This is a genomic window from Gordonia sp. DT219, from assembly GCF_049847065.1.
Classification (GTDB): domain Bacteria; phylum Actinomycetota; class Actinomycetes; order Mycobacteriales; family Mycobacteriaceae; genus Gordonia.
Genome location: NZ_JBNCNR010000007.1, coordinates 68,198 through 84,799, shown reverse-complemented (window position 1 = coordinate 84,799; position 16,602 = coordinate 68,198). Strand labels below are relative to the sequence as shown.

13 protein-coding genes are annotated in these 16,602 nt (G+C 67.8%); 8 read left to right on the top strand and 5 right to left on the bottom strand.

The genetic code is table 11. From position 1 onward, the window contains the following. Window positions 1–11: 11 nt before the first annotated feature. Complete coding sequence (locus ACPXB3_RS11155; RefSeq protein ID WP_425727629.1) at window positions 12–1,037, bottom strand: D-2-hydroxyacid dehydrogenase; 1,026 nt, start codon at window positions 1,035–1,037, stop codon at window positions 12–14. 116 nt (window positions 1,038–1,153) lie between these two features. Between ACPXB3_RS11155 and ACPXB3_RS11150 the strand changes: the two genes are divergently transcribed. From ACPXB3_RS11150 to ACPXB3_RS11115, 8 genes are all read left to right on the top strand, one after another. Continuing rightward, window positions 1,154–1,714 carry a GtrA family protein gene (locus ACPXB3_RS11150; RefSeq protein WP_425705604.1) on the top strand — a complete coding sequence of 187 codons (561 nt, stop codon included), beginning with the start codon at window positions 1,154–1,156 and terminating at the stop codon, window positions 1,712–1,714. 194 nt (window positions 1,715–1,908) lie between these two features. Continuing rightward, window positions 1,909–3,204, top strand: coding sequence for an aspartate aminotransferase family protein (locus ACPXB3_RS11145; RefSeq protein ID WP_425727628.1), 1,296 nt, complete (start codon window positions 1,909–1,911; stop codon window positions 3,202–3,204). A gap of 7 nt (window positions 3,205–3,211) precedes the next feature. Next, the gene (locus ACPXB3_RS11140; RefSeq protein ID WP_425727627.1) at window positions 3,212–6,202 is read left to right on the top strand and encodes an FAD-binding and (Fe-S)-binding domain-containing protein; all 2,991 of its coding nucleotides are present in this window, start codon (window positions 3,212–3,214) and stop codon (window positions 6,200–6,202) included. After that, on the top strand, window positions 6,199–7,692 hold the full coding sequence (locus tag ACPXB3_RS11135; protein ID WP_425727626.1) for an NAD-dependent succinate-semialdehyde dehydrogenase: 1,494 nt from the start codon (window positions 6,199–6,201) through the stop codon (window positions 7,690–7,692). Before ACPXB3_RS11140 ends, ACPXB3_RS11135 begins: the two co-directional genes overlap by 4 nt. 29 nt (window positions 7,693–7,721) lie before the next feature. Then, entirely contained in the window at window positions 7,722–8,915 is a 1,194-nt protein-coding gene (locus ACPXB3_RS11130) for a M24 family metallopeptidase (RefSeq protein ID WP_425727625.1), read from the top strand. A 47-nt stretch (window positions 8,916–8,962) separates the two neighbouring features. Further along, on the top strand, window positions 8,963–10,180 hold the full coding sequence (locus ACPXB3_RS11125) for a PLP-dependent aminotransferase family protein (RefSeq protein WP_425705609.1): 1,218 nt from the start codon (window positions 8,963–8,965) through the stop codon (window positions 10,178–10,180). After that, window positions 10,177–11,367 (top strand): M20 family metallopeptidase, encoded by a 1,191-nt coding sequence (locus ACPXB3_RS11120; RefSeq protein WP_425727624.1) that lies wholly within the window; start codon window positions 10,177–10,179, stop codon window positions 11,365–11,367. Before ACPXB3_RS11125 ends, ACPXB3_RS11120 begins: the two co-directional genes overlap by 4 nt. Before the next feature lie 123 nt (window positions 11,368–11,490). Beyond that, entirely contained in the window at window positions 11,491–12,231 is a 741-nt protein-coding gene (locus ACPXB3_RS11115) for a hypothetical protein (protein ID WP_425705611.1), read from the top strand. A 152-nt stretch (window positions 12,232–12,383) separates the two neighbouring features. Here the strand turns inward: ACPXB3_RS11115 and ACPXB3_RS11110 are convergent, their stop codons facing one another. The 4 genes from ACPXB3_RS11110 to ACPXB3_RS11095 form a co-directional block, all read right to left on the bottom strand. Beyond that, the gene (locus ACPXB3_RS11110) at window positions 12,384–13,781 is read right to left on the bottom strand and encodes an MFS transporter (RefSeq protein WP_425705612.1); all 1,398 of its coding nucleotides are present in this window, start codon (window positions 13,779–13,781) and stop codon (window positions 12,384–12,386) included. Window positions 13,782–13,845: 64 nt separating this feature from the next. Then, window positions 13,846–14,592, bottom strand: coding sequence for a GntR family transcriptional regulator (locus ACPXB3_RS11105; RefSeq protein ID WP_425727623.1), 747 nt, complete (start codon window positions 14,590–14,592; stop codon window positions 13,846–13,848). 13 nt (window positions 14,593–14,605) lie between these two features. Then, window positions 14,606–15,109 carry a DUF3830 family protein gene (locus tag ACPXB3_RS11100; protein ID WP_425727622.1) on the bottom strand — a complete coding sequence of 168 codons (504 nt, stop codon included), beginning with the start codon at window positions 15,107–15,109 and terminating at the stop codon, window positions 14,606–14,608. Further along, window positions 15,106–16,548, bottom strand: a complete 1,443-nt coding sequence (locus ACPXB3_RS11095) for an amidase (protein ID WP_425727621.1) — start codon at window positions 16,546–16,548, stop codon at window positions 15,106–15,108. The genes ACPXB3_RS11100 and ACPXB3_RS11095 overlap by 4 nt, the downstream gene beginning before the upstream one ends. Window positions 16,549–16,602 lie beyond the last annotated feature (54 nt).

Here is a 16,602-nt window from a genome sequence, read left to right as displayed (position 1 = left end):
TACAGACTACGTCAGGCCGGCCGCGGGTCGCGCCGCACGACGTATCCACGCGCCTTGTCGACCACGTTGACGAGGTGCCGCTCGAGGTCTCCGGGTCCGGCATCGGCGTATCTGCGCAGGTTATCGAGCAGTTGCGCGCTCAAGACATCGCGCCACCCGACGACGTCGCCGCTCAGGTGCGCAGAGATCGCGACGTTGTCCATGGCCCACAGCGGACTGTCGGCGGGCAGCGGTTCGGTGGCGACCACATCGAGGGATGCCGCCCCGATCCGGCCGGCCTGCAGGGCTTCGATCAGGGCGGGCTCGTCGACGAGGGCACCGCGCCCGACATTGATGAAGTGCGCGTCGGCACGCATCGCCGCCAGGACGTCGGCACCGATCATGTGCTCGGTCTCGGCGGTCAACGGCGCGATCGCGATGACGGTGTCGAAGTCGCCGACGAACTCGCTCAGCCCGGCGGTCTCGCGCACGACGCCGAAGTCCGGATCATGGTCGCGGGCGCGCCGGCCCGCGCCGGTGACCTGGATGCCGACCGCGCTCAGCAGGCGGGCTATCTCGCGGCCGATCCCGCCGGTGCCGATCACCAGCGCCGACGTCCCGGTGGTCGATCGGGTCTCGCGCCACTTCCAGACCCGCTGCGATTGCAGGGCCATCGACTCGTGTAAACGCTTGTCGCGAGCCAGGATCGAGGCCAGCACGAACTCGGCGATCGGGCGGTCGAACACCCCGTGCGCGTTGGTGACCACCACATCGGAGGCGACGAGTTCGTCGAACAGCAAGGAATCGACCCCGGCCGCGCACACGTGCACCCAGCGCAGCGAATCGGCCGCCCGCCAATTGTCGTGCAGTGCGCGGGAGAAGAAGTCCCAGACCACCAGCGCATCCGCTCCGGGCAGCACCGTCCCCAGCTCGTCGGCGGTGGTGTGCCGGATATCGGCGATGTCCTCGAGTTCGGCCAGGTGCACCGGTGGCGGCGCCTCGGGTGATCCCAGCAGGGCCACCACCGGTCGGGATCTGGTCGTACTGCCGGTAGCCATGTGGTTCAAATTACCGAACCCGGGAGTGCCCCGCCCGGTTGCCGAATTCCGCAACACCGGCGATGATGAACGGTTGCCTGCGAGTCGCAGCCCGGTCGTAGCGTATATTGCGCACAGTGATCGTGACCCTTGATGACCGGTACGCCACCCACGTTCGTAACCTCGGACAATTTGTCCGGTTCGGCATCGTGGGCGCTTCTGGCGTGGTCGTCAACATGATCGTCGCGGTCCTGATGAACAAGGCCCATGGCGGCACCGCCAACGCCTTCGACGTGGTCTGGCACATTCCCGGCAGCCATTACAACGTGCGTTTCACGGTCCTGGTGTGGATCGTCGGGTTCCTCGTCGCGAATTTCGTCAACTTCCAGCTCAACCGGTCGTGGACGTTCAAGAGTTCCCAGCACGCGACCTGGTGGTCGGAGTTCTGGCCGTTCCTCGCGGTGGGTAGCGTCGCGGCGATCGTCGGCCTGTTCCTCAAGGTGGGCTTCACCAACCCGACCTCGCCGTTGTATCTCTCGTCGTCCTTCTTCCATGAAGGCGCCGGATTGCATTCACGCGAGTATTGGGCCCAGATCATCACGATCGTCATCACGATGCCGATCAATTTCATCGTGAACAAGCTGTGGACCTTCCGGGCGGTCCGCTCGCCCGTGGAGTCCGCCCGAATCATCGACTGACGACCGGCCCGCTCCGGCGCAAGCGAATATAGGTTGCGGCCATAGCGACGGCCACGACGATAATCGGCTCGACCGTCGCCATAGCCGCAATCCATATTCCGACAGACCGCCATTCACTGCTCTACACCCCTCTCCGCGCCTTGCTGCGCTGTCCAATTGTTGACAATCCGACGATAGGGCGTCACCGTGGTGCCATGACCGCCGTCGAACCCGCCACGCAGACCGCCACGCTCTCCCCGATCCTCAAGCAGGCGACCCCGGTGATCGTCGACCACGCCCTCGGCTCATGGATCCACGGCACCGACGGCAACGCCTACCTCGACTTCACCACCGGCATCGGTGTCACCAGTACCGGGCACTGTCATCCGCGCGTGGTCGCGGCGGCGCAGGAGCAGTGCACCAAGATCATTCACGCCCAGTACACGACGGTCATGCATCCGCCGCTGCTCGAACTCACCGCGAAACTCGGCGGTGTGCTGCCCGCCGGACTCGACTCGGTCTTCTACGCGAACTCGGGCTCGGAGGCCGTCGAGGCCGCGATCCGGCTCGCGCGCATGGCCACCGAACGACCCAACATCGTGGTGTTCCAGGGCGGCTTCCACGGTCGCACCGTGGCCGCGGCCAGCCTCACCACCGCCGGCACCCGATTCTCGGCCGGATTCTCGCCACTGATGGGCGGCGTCCACATGGCACCATTCCCCTACGCCTTCCGGTACGGGTGGGATACCGACACCGCTGTCGACTTCGCGCTGGCCGAACTCGACTACCTGTTGACCTCGCGTGTCGCACCGAACGACACCGCCGCCTTCCTCATCGAGCCCGTCCTCGGTGACGGCGGCTATCTGCCCGCTCCCCCGCGCTTTCTCGCCGGACTGCGCGAACGCGCCGACCGCCACGGCATCCTGCTGATCCTCGACGAGGTCCAGGCCGGCTTCGGACGTACCGGACGCTTCTGGGGTCACCAGCACACCGACGGCCTGATCCCCGACATCATCATCACCGCCAAGGGTCTCGCATCGGGCTTCCCGATCTCCGCGATGGCCGCGCCGACCGCGCTGATGAGCAAGGCCTGGCCCGGTTCGCAGGGCGGCACCTACGGCGGCAACGCCGTCGCCGCAGCCGCCGCGATCGCCACCCTCGACGTCATCGCCGAGGAAAACCTGGTGGAGAACGCCGCGGTCCGTGGCGAGCAGCTCCTCGTCGGCATCCGCGAGGTGACCACCGGTTTCGACGCGGTCGGCGATGTGCGTGGAATCGGGCTGATGATCGGAATCGAGTTCGTCACCGGCGAGGGCGCCACCCGGCGACCCGACGCCGACACCGCGCTCGCGGTGCAGCGCGCCACCACCGCCCATGGCCTGCTCACCCTGACCTGTGGTCCGGCCGGCAACGTCGTCCGCCTCATTCCGGCGTTGACCGTCACCGCCGACGAGATCAGCCTCGGGATCGAGCGTTTCGGCGTTGCGTTGCGGTCGGTTCTCGGCGGATGATCCGACAATGACCGCGACGTCTCCACCCGGCGAGACGGAAACCGCTGTGCCGGATCGGGTCGTCGCCTCGCACACCGCACTGCTCGCCGAACTCGCCGCCGCGGACCTCGAGGTCGACGGCTCGACCCGTCGGCGATCCGAATACTCTTACGACGCATCCAATTACCGCATTCCACCGTTGGCCGTGGTGTTTCCCCGCGATGCCGACGACGTCGCGGCCACCGCCCGCCTCTGCCACCGGCACTGCGTACCGATCATCGCGCGCGGCGGCGGAACCTCGATGGCGGGCAACGCGATCGGCCGCGGAATCGTCATCGATCTGTCCCGGCACATGCGGCGGGTCGGCGCCCTCGACGCCCAGCGGCGCGTCGTCACCGCCGAGGCCGGCGTGATCCTCACCGAACTCGCCGCACAGGTACAGGCACGCACCGACGGCCGGCTCACCTTTGCCCCCGACCCATCGTCGGCGTCACGCGCCACCCTCGGCGGCGCGATCGGCAATGATGCGTGCGGCAATCATTCGGTGCGCCATGGCCGTACCAGCGATCATGTCGAATCCCTGGATCTCGTCACCGCCGACGGACTACGGCTCACCGCCACCCGAACGGGGCTCGCGGCCACCGACCCCGCCGACGCCCACGCCGCACTACGCGCGCACGAACTGAGCTCGGCGATGCGCGATCTCGCCGCCCGCAACCTCGCCATCCTGCGCACCGACCTCGAGACGATCCCGCGGCAGGTGTCGGGCTACCATCTGGCGCACCTGTTGCCGGAGAACGGTTTCGACGTGGCGCGCGCCCTGGTCGGCAGTGAGGGCGGCTGCGCGATCGTCGTGTCGGCGACGGTCAGGTTGGTGCCCGCGCCGACATCGCAGCTCCTGCTGTGCGTGGGCTACCGCTCGATCGCCGACGCGGCCCGCGACGTGCCCGCCATCTTGCCGTTCGCGCCGTCGGCCATCGAGGGCATCGACGGCAAGATCGTGACCACGATGGCCGCCCGCCGTGGCCCCGACACCGTCGCCGGCCTGCCCGCCGGCGACGCGTGGCTGTTCATCGACCTCGACGAGCACAGTGCCGCCGCACAATCCGAGCCGGATGTGCGGTCGGTCATCGCCCGTCTGCGGACCGAACTCGGCGAACAGGGACGGATGGTGGACGCGACCGTCGTCGATGACCTGGCCACCCGGAAGTCGTTGTGGCGCGTACGCGAAGACGGCGCCGGACTGTCGGCCCGGCTGGCCCCGGACGCCGGGATCACCGCGGCCGGCAATGGGCCGCTGCACGAGTCGTGGCCGGGCTGGGAGGACGCGGCCGTCGCACCCGAGCGGCTCGCCGATTACCTCGTCGACTTCGAGGCGTTGCTCGACGAGTTCGGGCTCACCGGGGTCATGTACGGCCACTTCGGCGCCGGCTGCATGCACGTGCGGATCACCTTCGATCTGCGTAGCGCCGACGGGCGGGCCATCATGCGCGAATTCTGCACCGCCGCAGCCCGGCTCGTCGTCGCACACGGCGGTTCGCTGTCCGGTGAGCACGGTGACGGGCGGGCGCGCTCCGAACTCCTGCCGATCATGTACTCGCCGGAGATGCTGCGCGCCTTCGACGAGTTCAAGCGGATCTGGGATCGGGACGGACTCCTCAACCCGACAGCCATCGTCGCCCCGGCACCGATCACCGCCGACCTCGCGCTCGCCGACGTCCCGAATCGCCCGTGGGCCGGGAGCGGCAGCGATTCGCTCGACGGATTCATCCACGCGGTGCAGGGCTGTATCGGTGTCGGCCGCTGCCGCAGTTCCACCGGCGGCGTCATGTGCCCCAGCTACCGGGCAACCCGAGACGAGAAGGATTCCACCCGCGGCCGGGCGCGCGTCCTTCAGGATATGGTGCGCACGGCACCGGACCTCGAATCCGGTTGGCGGTCAGCCGATGTCGCCGAGGCCCTCGACCTGTGCCTGTCGTGCAAGGCGTGTTCGTCTGACTGCCCCACGGGCGTCGACATGGCGTCCTACAAATCCGAGTTCCTGCACCATCACTACCGGGGGCGCGTCCGACCGGCGTCGCACTACTCGCTGGGCTGGATGCCGATGTGGTTGCCGATGGCCACCGCGACCGCACCGGTGATCAACCGCGCCCTGCGGGCAGAGCCGTTGCGCCGCCTGGCCGCCCGGCTCGGCGGAATCGACCGGCGCCGTGCGATGCCCGCCTTCGCCACCCGACGCCAGGTCCGCAGCCACCTCGACGCCCTGCCCGCGCCCCATACCGGCGCCCGCTCCGACACCATCCTCGTCGTCGACACCTTCACCCGCGCCTTCCGTCCGCACGTCGCGACCGCGACCGCCCGCCTGCTGGGCGCGACCGGCGAGCAGCTCGGCTGCCGTGCCGACGTGTGCTGCGGGCTCACCTGGATCTCCACCGGACAGCTCACCCGCGCCCGAAAGACCTTGGCGCGCACCGCGGAACTGCTCGACGACGGCACCGATCGGCCGATCGTCGTCCCGGAACCCAGTTGCGCCGCCGCGCTACACAAGGACCTCCCCGAACTGGTGGATTCGCCTGCGGCCCGCCGGGTTGCCGCACGCGTACTCAGCGTGGCAGCATTCGTGCCCCGACTCCTCGACGCCGGCTACGAGCCACCCGCGCTGCCGGAATCGGTGACCCTGCAAACGCACTGCCACGAGTACGCCACCTTCGGCGCCGGCACCGGGACGTCGGCGCTCACCCGACTCGGCGTCGAGGTTCACAGCGCCGACGGATGCTGCGGCGTGGCAGGCAATTTCGGCTTCGAATCCGGTCACTACGAGGTCAGCCGCGCGGTCGCCGAGCAGGCGCTGGCCCCCGCCCTGCGCACTCATCCCGACCGGCCGGTCGTCACCGACGGCTTCAGTTGCGCGATGAGCGTCGACCACCTCGACGCCACCGATCCCCTCGTCAATGCCACCGGCATCCATCTTGCCGAGTTGCTCGCGCCCGCACCCGACACTCACGGAGGTACCCGATGACCACCACCGAATCACGCCCGGTCCCGTCCTTCGAGCACATCACCACCGATCTGCTCATCGACGGCCGGCCGACGCCGGCGCGCTCCGGCCGGCGCTTCGATGTCGAGAACCCGGCCACCGGCGGGGTTCTCGCCTCGGTGGCCGACGCCGACGCCGACGATGCGCTCGCGGCGCTGCGTGTCGCGGCCGGCCACCAGAGCGCCTGGGCCGCGACCAGCCCACGCAGCCGCAGCGAAATCCTCTACCGTGCTTACCAACTCATCACCGAACGCGCCGACGAGTTCGCCGCGGTGATGACCGCCGAGATGGGCAAACCGCTCGCCGAGGCACGCGGTGAGGTCGCCTACGGCGCGGAGTTCTTTCGCTGGTTCGCCGAGGAGTCCGTGCGGATCAGTGGCGATGCGACCACCACCGGCGACGGCGGCACCCGGATCGTCGTGACCCGGCGCCCCGTCGGCCCGTGCGTGCTGATCACCCCGTGGAATTTCCCGCTCGCCATGGGTACCCGCAAGATCGGCCCGGCCATTGCCGCCGGCTGCACGATGGTGTTCAAGCCCGCCGAACTGACTCCCCTGACGTCTCTGCTGCTGGCCGATGTGCTGCGCGAGGCCGGATTGCCCGACGGCGTCCTCAACGTCGTCACCACCTCCGATCCGGGTGCGGTGGTGGGCGCCTGGATGAGTTCGGGCCTGGCCCGCAAGGTCAGTTTCACCGGATCGACCGAGGTCGGCAAACTGCTGATCGCCCAGGCCGCCGAGCACGTCATGCGCACGTCGATGGAGTTGGGCGGCAACGCGCCGTTCATCGTGTGCGAGGATGCCGACGTCGACCGAGCGGTCGACGCGCTGATGGTCGCCAAACTGCGCAACACCGGTCAGGCCTGTACCGCAGCCAACCGGGTCTTCGTCCATCGCAACATCTTCGACGCCTTTGCCGATGCCCTCACCGCACGGATGAGCGCGCTGTCGGTCGGCGACGGTGCCGACCCCGGCACGGAAATCGGCCCGCTCGTGGAGGCCAAGGCCGTCGCCAAGGTCGAGCGTCTGGTCGCCGACGCGGTCGCGCGCGGTGGCCGGGTGCGCTGTGGAGGCCGTCGCATCGACGGTCCGGGCCACTTCTACCTGCCCACCGTGCTCACCGACGTCGATCCCGGCGCCGACCTCGTGCACACCGAGATCTTCGGGCCGGTCGCGGCTCTGATCCCGTTCGGCGGCCAGGGCACCGCCGCCGACGACGAGGTGCTCGCGCTCGCGAACCGCACACCATGGGGACTTGTCGGTTACGTTTGCAGTGAGAACGCCGATCGGCTCGCCGACATCGCCGATGGCCTCGAGGTCGGGATGGTGGGTGTGAACACCGGTTTGGTGTCCAACCCGGCGGCACCGTTCGGCGGGATCAAGCAATCCGGCCTCGGCCGGGAGGGCGGGCGGCTCGGCATCGAGGAGTTCCTCGACGTCAAATACACCGCGACGCCCGTCCGGCGCCGGTGACCGGTCACCGATGACGAAGGGGACGACGAATGTACCTCGGCGCGCAGCTGTTCACCGACAGCGAGTACGATCAGCGGTTGACCCGCGTGCGCGAAGCCATGGAGCTGCAAGGTCTTTCGGCGCTCATCGTCACCGAACCGGCAAATCTGTTCTATCTCATCGGCTATAACGCGTGGTCGTTCTACACCCCGCAGATGCTGTTCGTGCCCATCGAGGGCGAGTTGTTGTTCTTCGCCCGCGAGATGGATGCCCATGGCGCGCATCGCACCACCTGGCTGCCGCCGGAGCAGATCGTCGGCTACCCGGAGAGCTACGTCCATCGCCCGCACGTGCACCCCTTCGACTGGGTGGCATGGGCGTTGCGGCAACGCCACCTCATCGCGCCCGCCTCCAAGGGCGGTTCGGTGGGGCTGGAGATGGACTCGCACTACTTCACCCCGAAAGCCTATCGGGCCCTGCACAACGCGATCCCCGAGTGGAAGCTCGTCGACGGCTTCGAACTGGTCAACTGGGCACGTTCGGTCAAATCCGACGCCGAGATCCAGCTGATGCGGCAGGCGGGCATGGTGTGTTCGGAGGCGATGCGGGCGGCGATCGACACCATCGATGTCGGTGTGCGGCAATGTGATGCGGCGGCGGTGATCTCGCAGGCACAGATCACCGGCACGTCGGACTTCGGTGGTGACTATCCGGCCATCGTGCCGATGATGCCGACCGGCGCCGCCGCCGACACCCCGCATCTCACCTGGCATCAAGGAACTTTCGCCGCGAACGAGGCCGTGGTCATCGAATTGACCGGGGTGCACAACCGCTATCACTGCCCGCTGGCACGTACCGTCGCGCTGGGCAAGCCCTCCAACGATCTCGACTATGTCGCCCAGGCCACCGCGGAGGGTCTCAACAACGTGCTCGACGTAATCCGGCCGGGCGTACCGACCCGCGAACTGGCCTCCACCTGGAACTGGACGCTGGCCAAGTACGGGCTCGAAAAGCCTTCGCGGCTGGGCTATTCCATCGGAATCGGCTATCCGCCGGACTGGGGTGAGCGCACCATCAGCATCCGCACCGAGGACGAGACCATCATGGAGACCAACATGACCTTCCACATCATCTGCGGAATGTGGATGGACAACTACGGTTTCGAGCTCTCGGAGTCGGTGCGCGTCAGCCCCACCGGGGTCGAGACCTTCACGAGTTTCCCGCGCGAACTGATCCAGAAGTAGGCCCTCTCAACACAGAAGCCCCTCAACACAGAAGCGAGGTGACGCACATGACCACCACACCGACCGCACCCACGATCCCGCTCGCCGGTCGCGCCAAGGACCTGGTGGGTTCGATGATCGACTCGTCGACGTCGCTGCTCGCCGCCCAGACCCACGACATCGTGCGGTTCGCGATGGGGTCCCCCGCCGACGAGGCCGTCCCCGCCGACGAGTTCCGCGAGATCGCCGGGCAGATCCTCGACAACAGTTCGTTCACCTATGGCGCCACCGAGGGCGAGCCACGCCTGCTGCAGCTGCTCGTCGACTTCCTGGCCACCACCGCCGACCCGTCGAGCCACGACCGGCTGGTCATCACCACCGGCGGCATGCAGGGCCTCGACCTGGCCAACAAGCTCTTCGTCGACCCGGGTGATCTGGTCGTCGTCGAATCCCCCACCTACACCAACGGCAGCGCCACCGCGCTCTCGTACGGCGCGCAGCTGCTCGAGGTCCCCGTCGACGCCGACGGCATGCAGATCGACACCCTCGTCGACCTGGTGGCCCGCACGCGCCGCACCCCGAAGGCGATCTACACCATCCCGACGTTCCAGAATCCGTCCGGCGTAACGATGAGCGAGGAACGCCGCCGGGAACTGCTGCGCCTGGCGCATCAGTGGGGTTCGGTGATCATCGACGACGACCCGTACGGCCTGCTGCGATTCGCCGGCGAGGACATCCCGACCTTCCAGCGGCTCTCGCCCGGCGACCCGCTGGTCTTCTCGGTGCGCACCTTCTCCAAGATCCTGGCGCCGGGCTGGCGCGTCGGCTGGGTCGACGCCGACCCCTCGCTGCGGCAGCTGCTCATCAACGGCAAACAGGCCATGGACACCTGCACCAACGTGCCCAATCAGCACATCGTCGCCGAATACATCGCGCGCGGCGGTCTCGCCGACCATCTGACGTCGCTGGGCGACCTGTACCGCACCCGCAAGGACGCGATGATCGACTCCATCGCCCGCCATCTGGGCGACCGGGTGACCACGACCGACCCCGAGGGCGGCTTTTTCCTCTGGGTCACGCTGCAGGGCGAATTCGCCGAGATCGACACCCGCGAGCTGTTCGACGTGGCGCTCGCCGACGGTGTCGCGTTCATCCCGGGACCCGCGTTGTCGCCGGGCGGCCGGTTCCGCAACGCCCTGCGGCTGTGCTTCGCGTCGAGCACCCCGGAGCGGATCGAGGAGGGCATCGCGCGCCTGACCGGCAGTCTTGAGAAGATGGCGGGGTGAACGGCGAGGACTCCACGACCATCGACGGCCCGCTCCCTGATGCCGACGAGATCACCGACCTGACGGTGGCGCTGGTGCAGGCCGCCAGCGAGAATCCCGGCGGCACCGAGGCCGGTGCGGTTGCGGTACTTCAAACGGCTTGTCAGAAAGCGGGTTTCGTCGTCGAGACCCATGAGGTGGCGCCCGGACGACCCAATCTCGTGGCGACCCTGCCGGGCGGTGACGGACCGGGCCTGATGTTCCTCGGCCACTCCGACGTGGTACCCGCAGGGCCCGGCTGGACCGGTGACCCGTACGTCGCGCGCGTCGCCGACGGCACCATCACCGGCCGCGGGTCCACCGACATGAAAGGCGGGCTGGCCGCGATCGTGGCGGCCATGTCCTCGCTCGCCACCTCCGGCGTCGAACTGTCCGGCCCGGTGCAGCTGGTGTGCACCGTCGACGAGGAGGAACACGGCACCGGCGTCCGCGACCTGGTGCGCGATCACCCGGGCGAGTTCCTGGGGTGCGTGGTGGCCGAACCCACCGATCTGCGGATCGTCCGCGGGTGCCGCGGTGCGTCGTACATCGACGTCGACGTGACCGGCCGCGCCGCCCACTCCGGACGGCCCGACGACGGCCGCAGCGCCATCTACGCCGCGGCCGCGATCGTCGACCTCATCCGCGCCGACCACGTCGCCATGACGGACGCGGCCGGCGGCCTACTCGGTTCCGGCACTTGGAATGTCGGCACCATCTCGGGCGGGCAGGGCATCTCGGTGGTGGCGCCGATGGCCGCACTCGGCATCGATCGGCGACTCATGCCCGACGAGGACGCGCACACCGTCGCCGCCTGGCTGCGCTCCCGGATAGCCGGTGCCGGAATCGATTCCGACGGCATCAGCGTCGACGTGCGGGTCACCATGGAGATGCCGGGATTCGAGACGCCTGCCGACCACCGCCTCGTCGCCACTGCGGCCGACGCACTCACCGGCCTCGGCGTCGAGCCGTCGGTCGGCGGGTGGAGCGCCGCCTGCGACGGCGGCTTCATCAGCCGCGATCTCGGCATCCCGGCGATCGTCCTCGGCCCTGGCGACATCAACACCGCGGCTCACCAACCCGACGAATCCGTCCGCATCGACGACCTGCTCACCGCGGCACGGCTTTACACCCGCATGGCCTTGCAGCTCCTCGGCCCGACCTCCTGAACCGGCTCAGTCCGTGACCGCGGTCCGAGTTGGTGAACGCGGCCGGTGCACCGCGGGCGTTCACCAGTTCAGGCCGCGACAAGTCGATGGAGCCGATCGACCGTCCGGTGCGTCCAATCCCGTATGACGACATTTCCCACCGATGAACACGACATCATCTACCGCAACGTATGCGTGCGGGCCGGGTTCACCGACGACGAACTCCGCAAGGCGCGCCGCGCCGGGACCATCGTTCCCCTGGTCCGGGGCGCATTCGTCGACGCAACCCCCCGCAAGCCGGAGGAACTGCACCGACTCTCGGTCATCGCCGCACATCGGCTCGGCCGGTTCGGCACTGCCGTCCCCAGCCACCAGTCGGCGGCCACCCTGCACGGTCTGTCCCTGTTGAAGCCGAACTTCCGCCGGATACACACCACCCTCGGCAAATCCGACAGTGGCACACGCACGGCGACCCGCCACGATCACGTGGGCACGATCAGGCCGGACGACATGACGACGATCGACGGCATCGACCTACCGGCCATCGAACGCACCGCGGTCGACGTCGCATGCACGACGCCGATGGGTTTCACCGGTGCGTTCACGGTCCTCGACTCGGCTCTCCGTCTCGGTGCGGACCGGGCACGGATGACGGAGATGTTGCGGACCAAGCGCCGCGGCGTCGCAGTCGCGCGCCGGGCCCTGCATCATGCCACCGGCGCGTGCGAGAGTCCCGGCGAGGCATGGAGTTGCGCACTCATGATCGAGGCGGGACTACCGACGCCGCGTCAGCAACACGAATTCTTCGACGACGACGGAGAATTCGTGGCCCGCACCGACTTCGACTGGGCGGGCGCCTCGTCGGCGAGTTCGACGGAATGGTGAAGTACCAGAAGTACCTCCGCCCCGGCGAGTCGCCGGCCACCGCGGTGATGCGAGAAAAGAAGACGCACATCCCGCTGACCGAATTGGCGAACGCGGCCGGTGTACCAGCCGCGTTCGCAAATTCGGACGGCGTTACCGATGTGCAGCAGCGCTCAGGACGACGACGCCGCCGCCTTCTTGACGTCGGCGACCGCGAAATCCTCGGTGCGGGCCGGGATCTCGGTGCCGCGGATGGAAGCGCCCGCGGTCTCCTTGAGGAAGACCATCGCGATCATGCCGATGGCACACGCACCCATCAGATACATCGCCGGGAACAGCAGCCAACCGGTGTTGTCGACGACGGCGTCGTTGACCAGTGGCGCGGTACCGCCGAACGCCGCGGTCGCCACGTTGTAGGAGATGGCGAATCCCGCGTAACGCACCTGGGTCGGGAACATCGCCGGGAACGTCGCCGAGATGGTGGCCAGCTGCGGAATGTAGAGCAGCCCCAATATCACGAATCCAACGATGGCCCAACCGAATCCGCGTCCCATCAACCAGTAGAGGGGCAACGCCAGCACGAACATGCCGATCAGCGATCCCCACCACATCGGTTTTCGGCCCGTCTTGTCCGACCACGCGCCGAAGAACGGGATCGTCGCCATCATGACGAGCTGGCCGATCAGCACGACCGTCGAGCCCGACGACTCCGAGAGCCCGATCGTGTTCTTCAGATAGGTCGGCTGATATGCCAACAACGTGTAGTTGGCGACGTTCAGCGCGATCACCATGCCGAACATGATCAGGATGGGCTGCCAGTAGTTCAGGATCAGATCCTTGAACCGGGTCCATGGCGTGCCGGTGATCTCGTCCTCTTGCTCGAGCTCCTGGAAGACCGGGGTGTCCTCCATCTGCGTGCGGAGGTAGAGACCGATCAGGCCCAGGGGCAGCGCCAGCAGGAACGGGATGCGCCAGCCCCAGGTCTGCATCTGCTCGTCGTTCAGCAACAGTTCGAGCAGCAGGACGATCGCGGTACCGCCGGAAAATCCGGCGAGCGTACCGAATTCGAGGAACGAGCCGAACCGTCCACGTTTGTTGTCGGGCGCGTACTCCGCCATGAACGTTGCCGCACCGCCGTATTCGCCGCCGGTGGAAAAGCCTTGGATGACGCGCAGCGTGATCAGCAGGATCGGTGCCCACACACCGGCGACGGCGTGGGTGGGCAGTACACCGATCAACGCGGTGGCACCGGAGATGAGCAGGATCGTCATCGCCAGCACGGACTTTCGCCCGATGCGGTCACCGATCGGTCCCCAGACCATGCCGCCGAGCGGACGCAACACGAATGAGATGGCAAAGCCGAGCATCGTGCCGATGGTGCCGAGGTGTCCGGGAAAGAATGCGTGGGTGAGATAGGTGGTGGTCGAGGCGTAGACGCCGTAGTCGTACCACTCGGTGGCGTTACCGATCGCCGATGCGGCGATCGCCTTGCGCAATACCGCTTTCCCTGCTCGCGAATCCGGATCGGGCGCGAGCTCCTCATATGTTGACGAGGAGTTTTCCGTAGCCATCTGTGCCTTCCTGGTGAAGTCGGGGCCAGTGTCGTCGGACTGACTCACATCGGTGGGCGATGATCTAGAGGGCGATGTTCGCCGCGGACTCGGACCCCTCCTGCCCGCCCGCGGCGTCACCGATCAAACGGTTCAGCCCATCCCTCATGTGTTCGATCATCAGCGCGTCGGCCGCCTGCGCATCCCGTGCCGCAATGGCGTCCACCAATGCCTGGTGTTCGTCGATTCGTTCCTTTCCCGAGGAATACGTTCCCCGCATCGCCCTCAGACACATCCGCGTCTCGACGCGAATCGTCTCGTGTAGGCGCGAAAGACGCTGACTACCTGCGGCTTCCACCAAGGTTTGATGAAACCGCATATCCGCGTCGGCCATGGCTTCGCCGTTCGGATCCCCGACGCACCCACGCATCGTGGTCACCGCGTCGTTCAGCGCCGCAACCGATTCCGGGTCATCGTTGCCGATGATCTGCTCGATTGCCGCCCGCTCGACCGCGGTGCGCGCTATGTACATGTCCCGGATGTCCTCATCGGCCATCAGGACGACGAACAGACCTCGGTTGCGATGACTCACCAGCAGACCCTCCGCGGTGAGACGTTGCATCGCCTCGCGCAACGGACCCCGGCTGACCCCCAGGTCGGCGGCCAAACCCGATTCCGTCAACTGCGCACCAGGCGGAAAACTACCGTCGGCGATGGCCTGATGCAACTTCCGGGCGATGATCGCAGGTGTCGATTCCTGCACGATCGGAGCCAGCACGCGTTTGCGTTCGGCCACCGACCCGTCCGGTGTTCGCGGTTGTGCATCGACCATATCGGTCTCCTTCTTACTCGTCGGCACGGGTGAATGTCAGCTTTTCACCGCGCGCTCCGCCCATCCAGATGTCGTTACAGGCCGCCGCGAACTCGTCGAGTCCGTCGACGATCGTCCCGAACACGTTGCCGGGCACCCAACCCACATCGCCGTTGACCAGCAGGTTGTTGCGCCCGTAGAAGACTGCGAGGTCGATGAGCAGCCGGTGTTGCGCCGGCGCGGAATCCATCTCGTACCCGTAGGCGGGGTTGTCGAGAATACCGTCGAACGTGAAGTAACACAGATCACCGGGAATGGGTGTGACCGTGGTGTTCTCCGGACCGGGCTCCACCTCGGCAAACGCCGGGGTCAGCGTATAGATCTCGTTGCGTGCAAACTTGCCGTGAAAGACCTGATCGCCCAACGGCAGCGCAGCCCAGATCGCTTCGGCAGTCCGCGGGGCCTCGTCGTCGAGCAGACGCGCCCTGGCGCTGACACCGCGTTTGTGCAGCGTGATCGTGATGAATCGGTCGCTCACCGCATTCCCCTCTGGTCGAGTCCCTCGAATGCCGCGGCGGCCTCGTACGCCGCCGCCACCTGCAGGACGGTCGTATCGGCGTGCCGGGCACCGACGAACTGCACCCCGGTCGGCAACACCGCACCGTCGTCGGCGGCGAGCCCACTGGGCACCGTGACCGCAGGCTGCCCGGTCAGGTTGAACGGGTAGGTGTAGGGCGTCCATGATGTCCAGTCTTGGGATGCCCAGTCCGGGGACGCCGAGCCGCGCGGCACGTCGACACCGGCCTCGATCGCCGGGGTCGGCATGGCCGGTGTCAGCAGCACGTCGTAGTCCTGGTGCAGCACGCCCATCTGCCGACCCAGATCCATGCGCAGGGCCGTGGCGTCGACGTAGTCGGCAGCGCTGAAGTCCCGGTGCCGCTCCAACGCGGCCAGCAGCCCGGGATCGACGCGCTCGCGGGCGGGCGGGTCGAGCGCGCCGACAACCTTGGCCGCGCCGGCGAACCAGATGACGTGATACGCCCACACCGGGTCGTCCCAGCCGAGATCCACCTTGTCGACCACCGCCCCCAGACCACGCAGCACCTCGGCACACGCGTCGGTATTCGATTGCACCGCTGGGTCATTGGCTGCGAACGACAGATCGGGACTGTAGGCGACGCGAATCCCCGCCAAGCTCGTCGGCGCGCCGGCGACCGCGGCGGCGAAGCTCTCCGTCGGGGCAGGCAGGGCGGCCCAGTCCCGCGGGTCGGGCCGGCCGATGACGTCGAGCAGTGCGGCCACGTCGGCGACGGTGCGGGCCATCGGCCCGACGTGCGCCACCGGCGCGAACGGGCTCGCCGGATACATCGGCACCCGCCCGAGTGTCGGCTTGAACCCGACGATCCCACAGAAGGCGGCCGGGATGCGGATGGAGCCGCCGCCGTCGGTGCCCACCGAGAGCGGACCCAGCCCGGCGGCCACCGCCGCGGCCCCGCCACCACTCGATCCGCCGGCGGCGCGGTCGGTGTCCCACGGGTTGCGGGTGATCCCGGTCCGCGGGCTGTCGGTGACGCCCTTCCAGCCGAACTCCGGGGTGGTGACCTTGCCCAACAGCACCGCCCCGGCCTCCCGTAGCCGAGCGACGGCCGGTGCGTCCTCGGTCCACTCAGACGAGTCGGGAGCGATCGACAACGAGCCGCGCAGGGTGGGCCAGCCGGCCGTGAGCAGCAGGTCCTTGATGGTCACCGGCACCCCGTCGAGCGGGCCGAGGGCTTTACCGGTCCGATGCCGCGCCTGCGACGCGCGGGCGGCGGCCATCGTCGTATCCGCGTCGATCAGGCAGAACGCGTTGAGCCGGCGGTCCACGTCGCCGATCGTCGCCAGCAACTCGTCGGCCACCGTCACCGGTGACAACGTCCCGTCGGCGTAGGCCGATGCGAGATCGGTCGCCGACATCCAACGCACGGAATCCGTCATCGCACCTCCCGGTCGAGACATTGTTAGATTGTTGACAATCTACCTGGGAGGTTC

What these genes read in the sequence shown, in the direction of transcription:
- ACPXB3_RS11155 (WP_425727629.1), bottom strand. Translation starts at nt 1,037, where the DNA reads ATGGCTACCGGCAGTACGACCAGATCCCGACCGGTGGTGGCCCTGCTG.
- ACPXB3_RS11145 (WP_425727628.1), top strand. Translation starts at nt 1,909, where the DNA reads ATGACCGCCGTCGAACCCGCCACGCAGACCGCCACGCTCTCCCCGATC.
- ACPXB3_RS11140 (WP_425727627.1), top strand. Translation starts at nt 3,212, where the DNA reads ATGACCGCGACGTCTCCACCCGGCGAGACGGAAACCGCTGTGCCGGAT.
- ACPXB3_RS11135 (WP_425727626.1), top strand. Translation starts at nt 6,199, where the DNA reads ATGACCACCACCGAATCACGCCCGGTCCCGTCCTTCGAGCACATCACC.
- ACPXB3_RS11130 (WP_425727625.1), top strand. Translation starts at nt 7,722, where the DNA reads ATGTACCTCGGCGCGCAGCTGTTCACCGACAGCGAGTACGATCAGCGG.
- ACPXB3_RS11125 (WP_425705609.1), top strand. Translation starts at nt 8,963, where the DNA reads ATGACCACCACACCGACCGCACCCACGATCCCGCTCGCCGGTCGCGCC.
- ACPXB3_RS11115 (WP_425705611.1), top strand. Translation starts at nt 11,491, where the DNA reads ATGACGACATTTCCCACCGATGAACACGACATCATCTACCGCAACGTA.
- ACPXB3_RS11110 (WP_425705612.1), bottom strand. Translation starts at nt 13,781, where the DNA reads ATGGCTACGGAAAACTCCTCGTCAACATATGAGGAGCTCGCGCCCGAT.
- ACPXB3_RS11105 (WP_425727623.1), bottom strand. Translation starts at nt 14,592, where the DNA reads ATGGTCGATGCACAACCGCGAACACCGGACGGGTCGGTGGCCGAACGC.
- ACPXB3_RS11095 (WP_425727621.1), bottom strand. Translation starts at nt 16,548, where the DNA reads ATGACGGATTCCGTGCGTTGGATGTCGGCGACCGATCTCGCATCGGCC.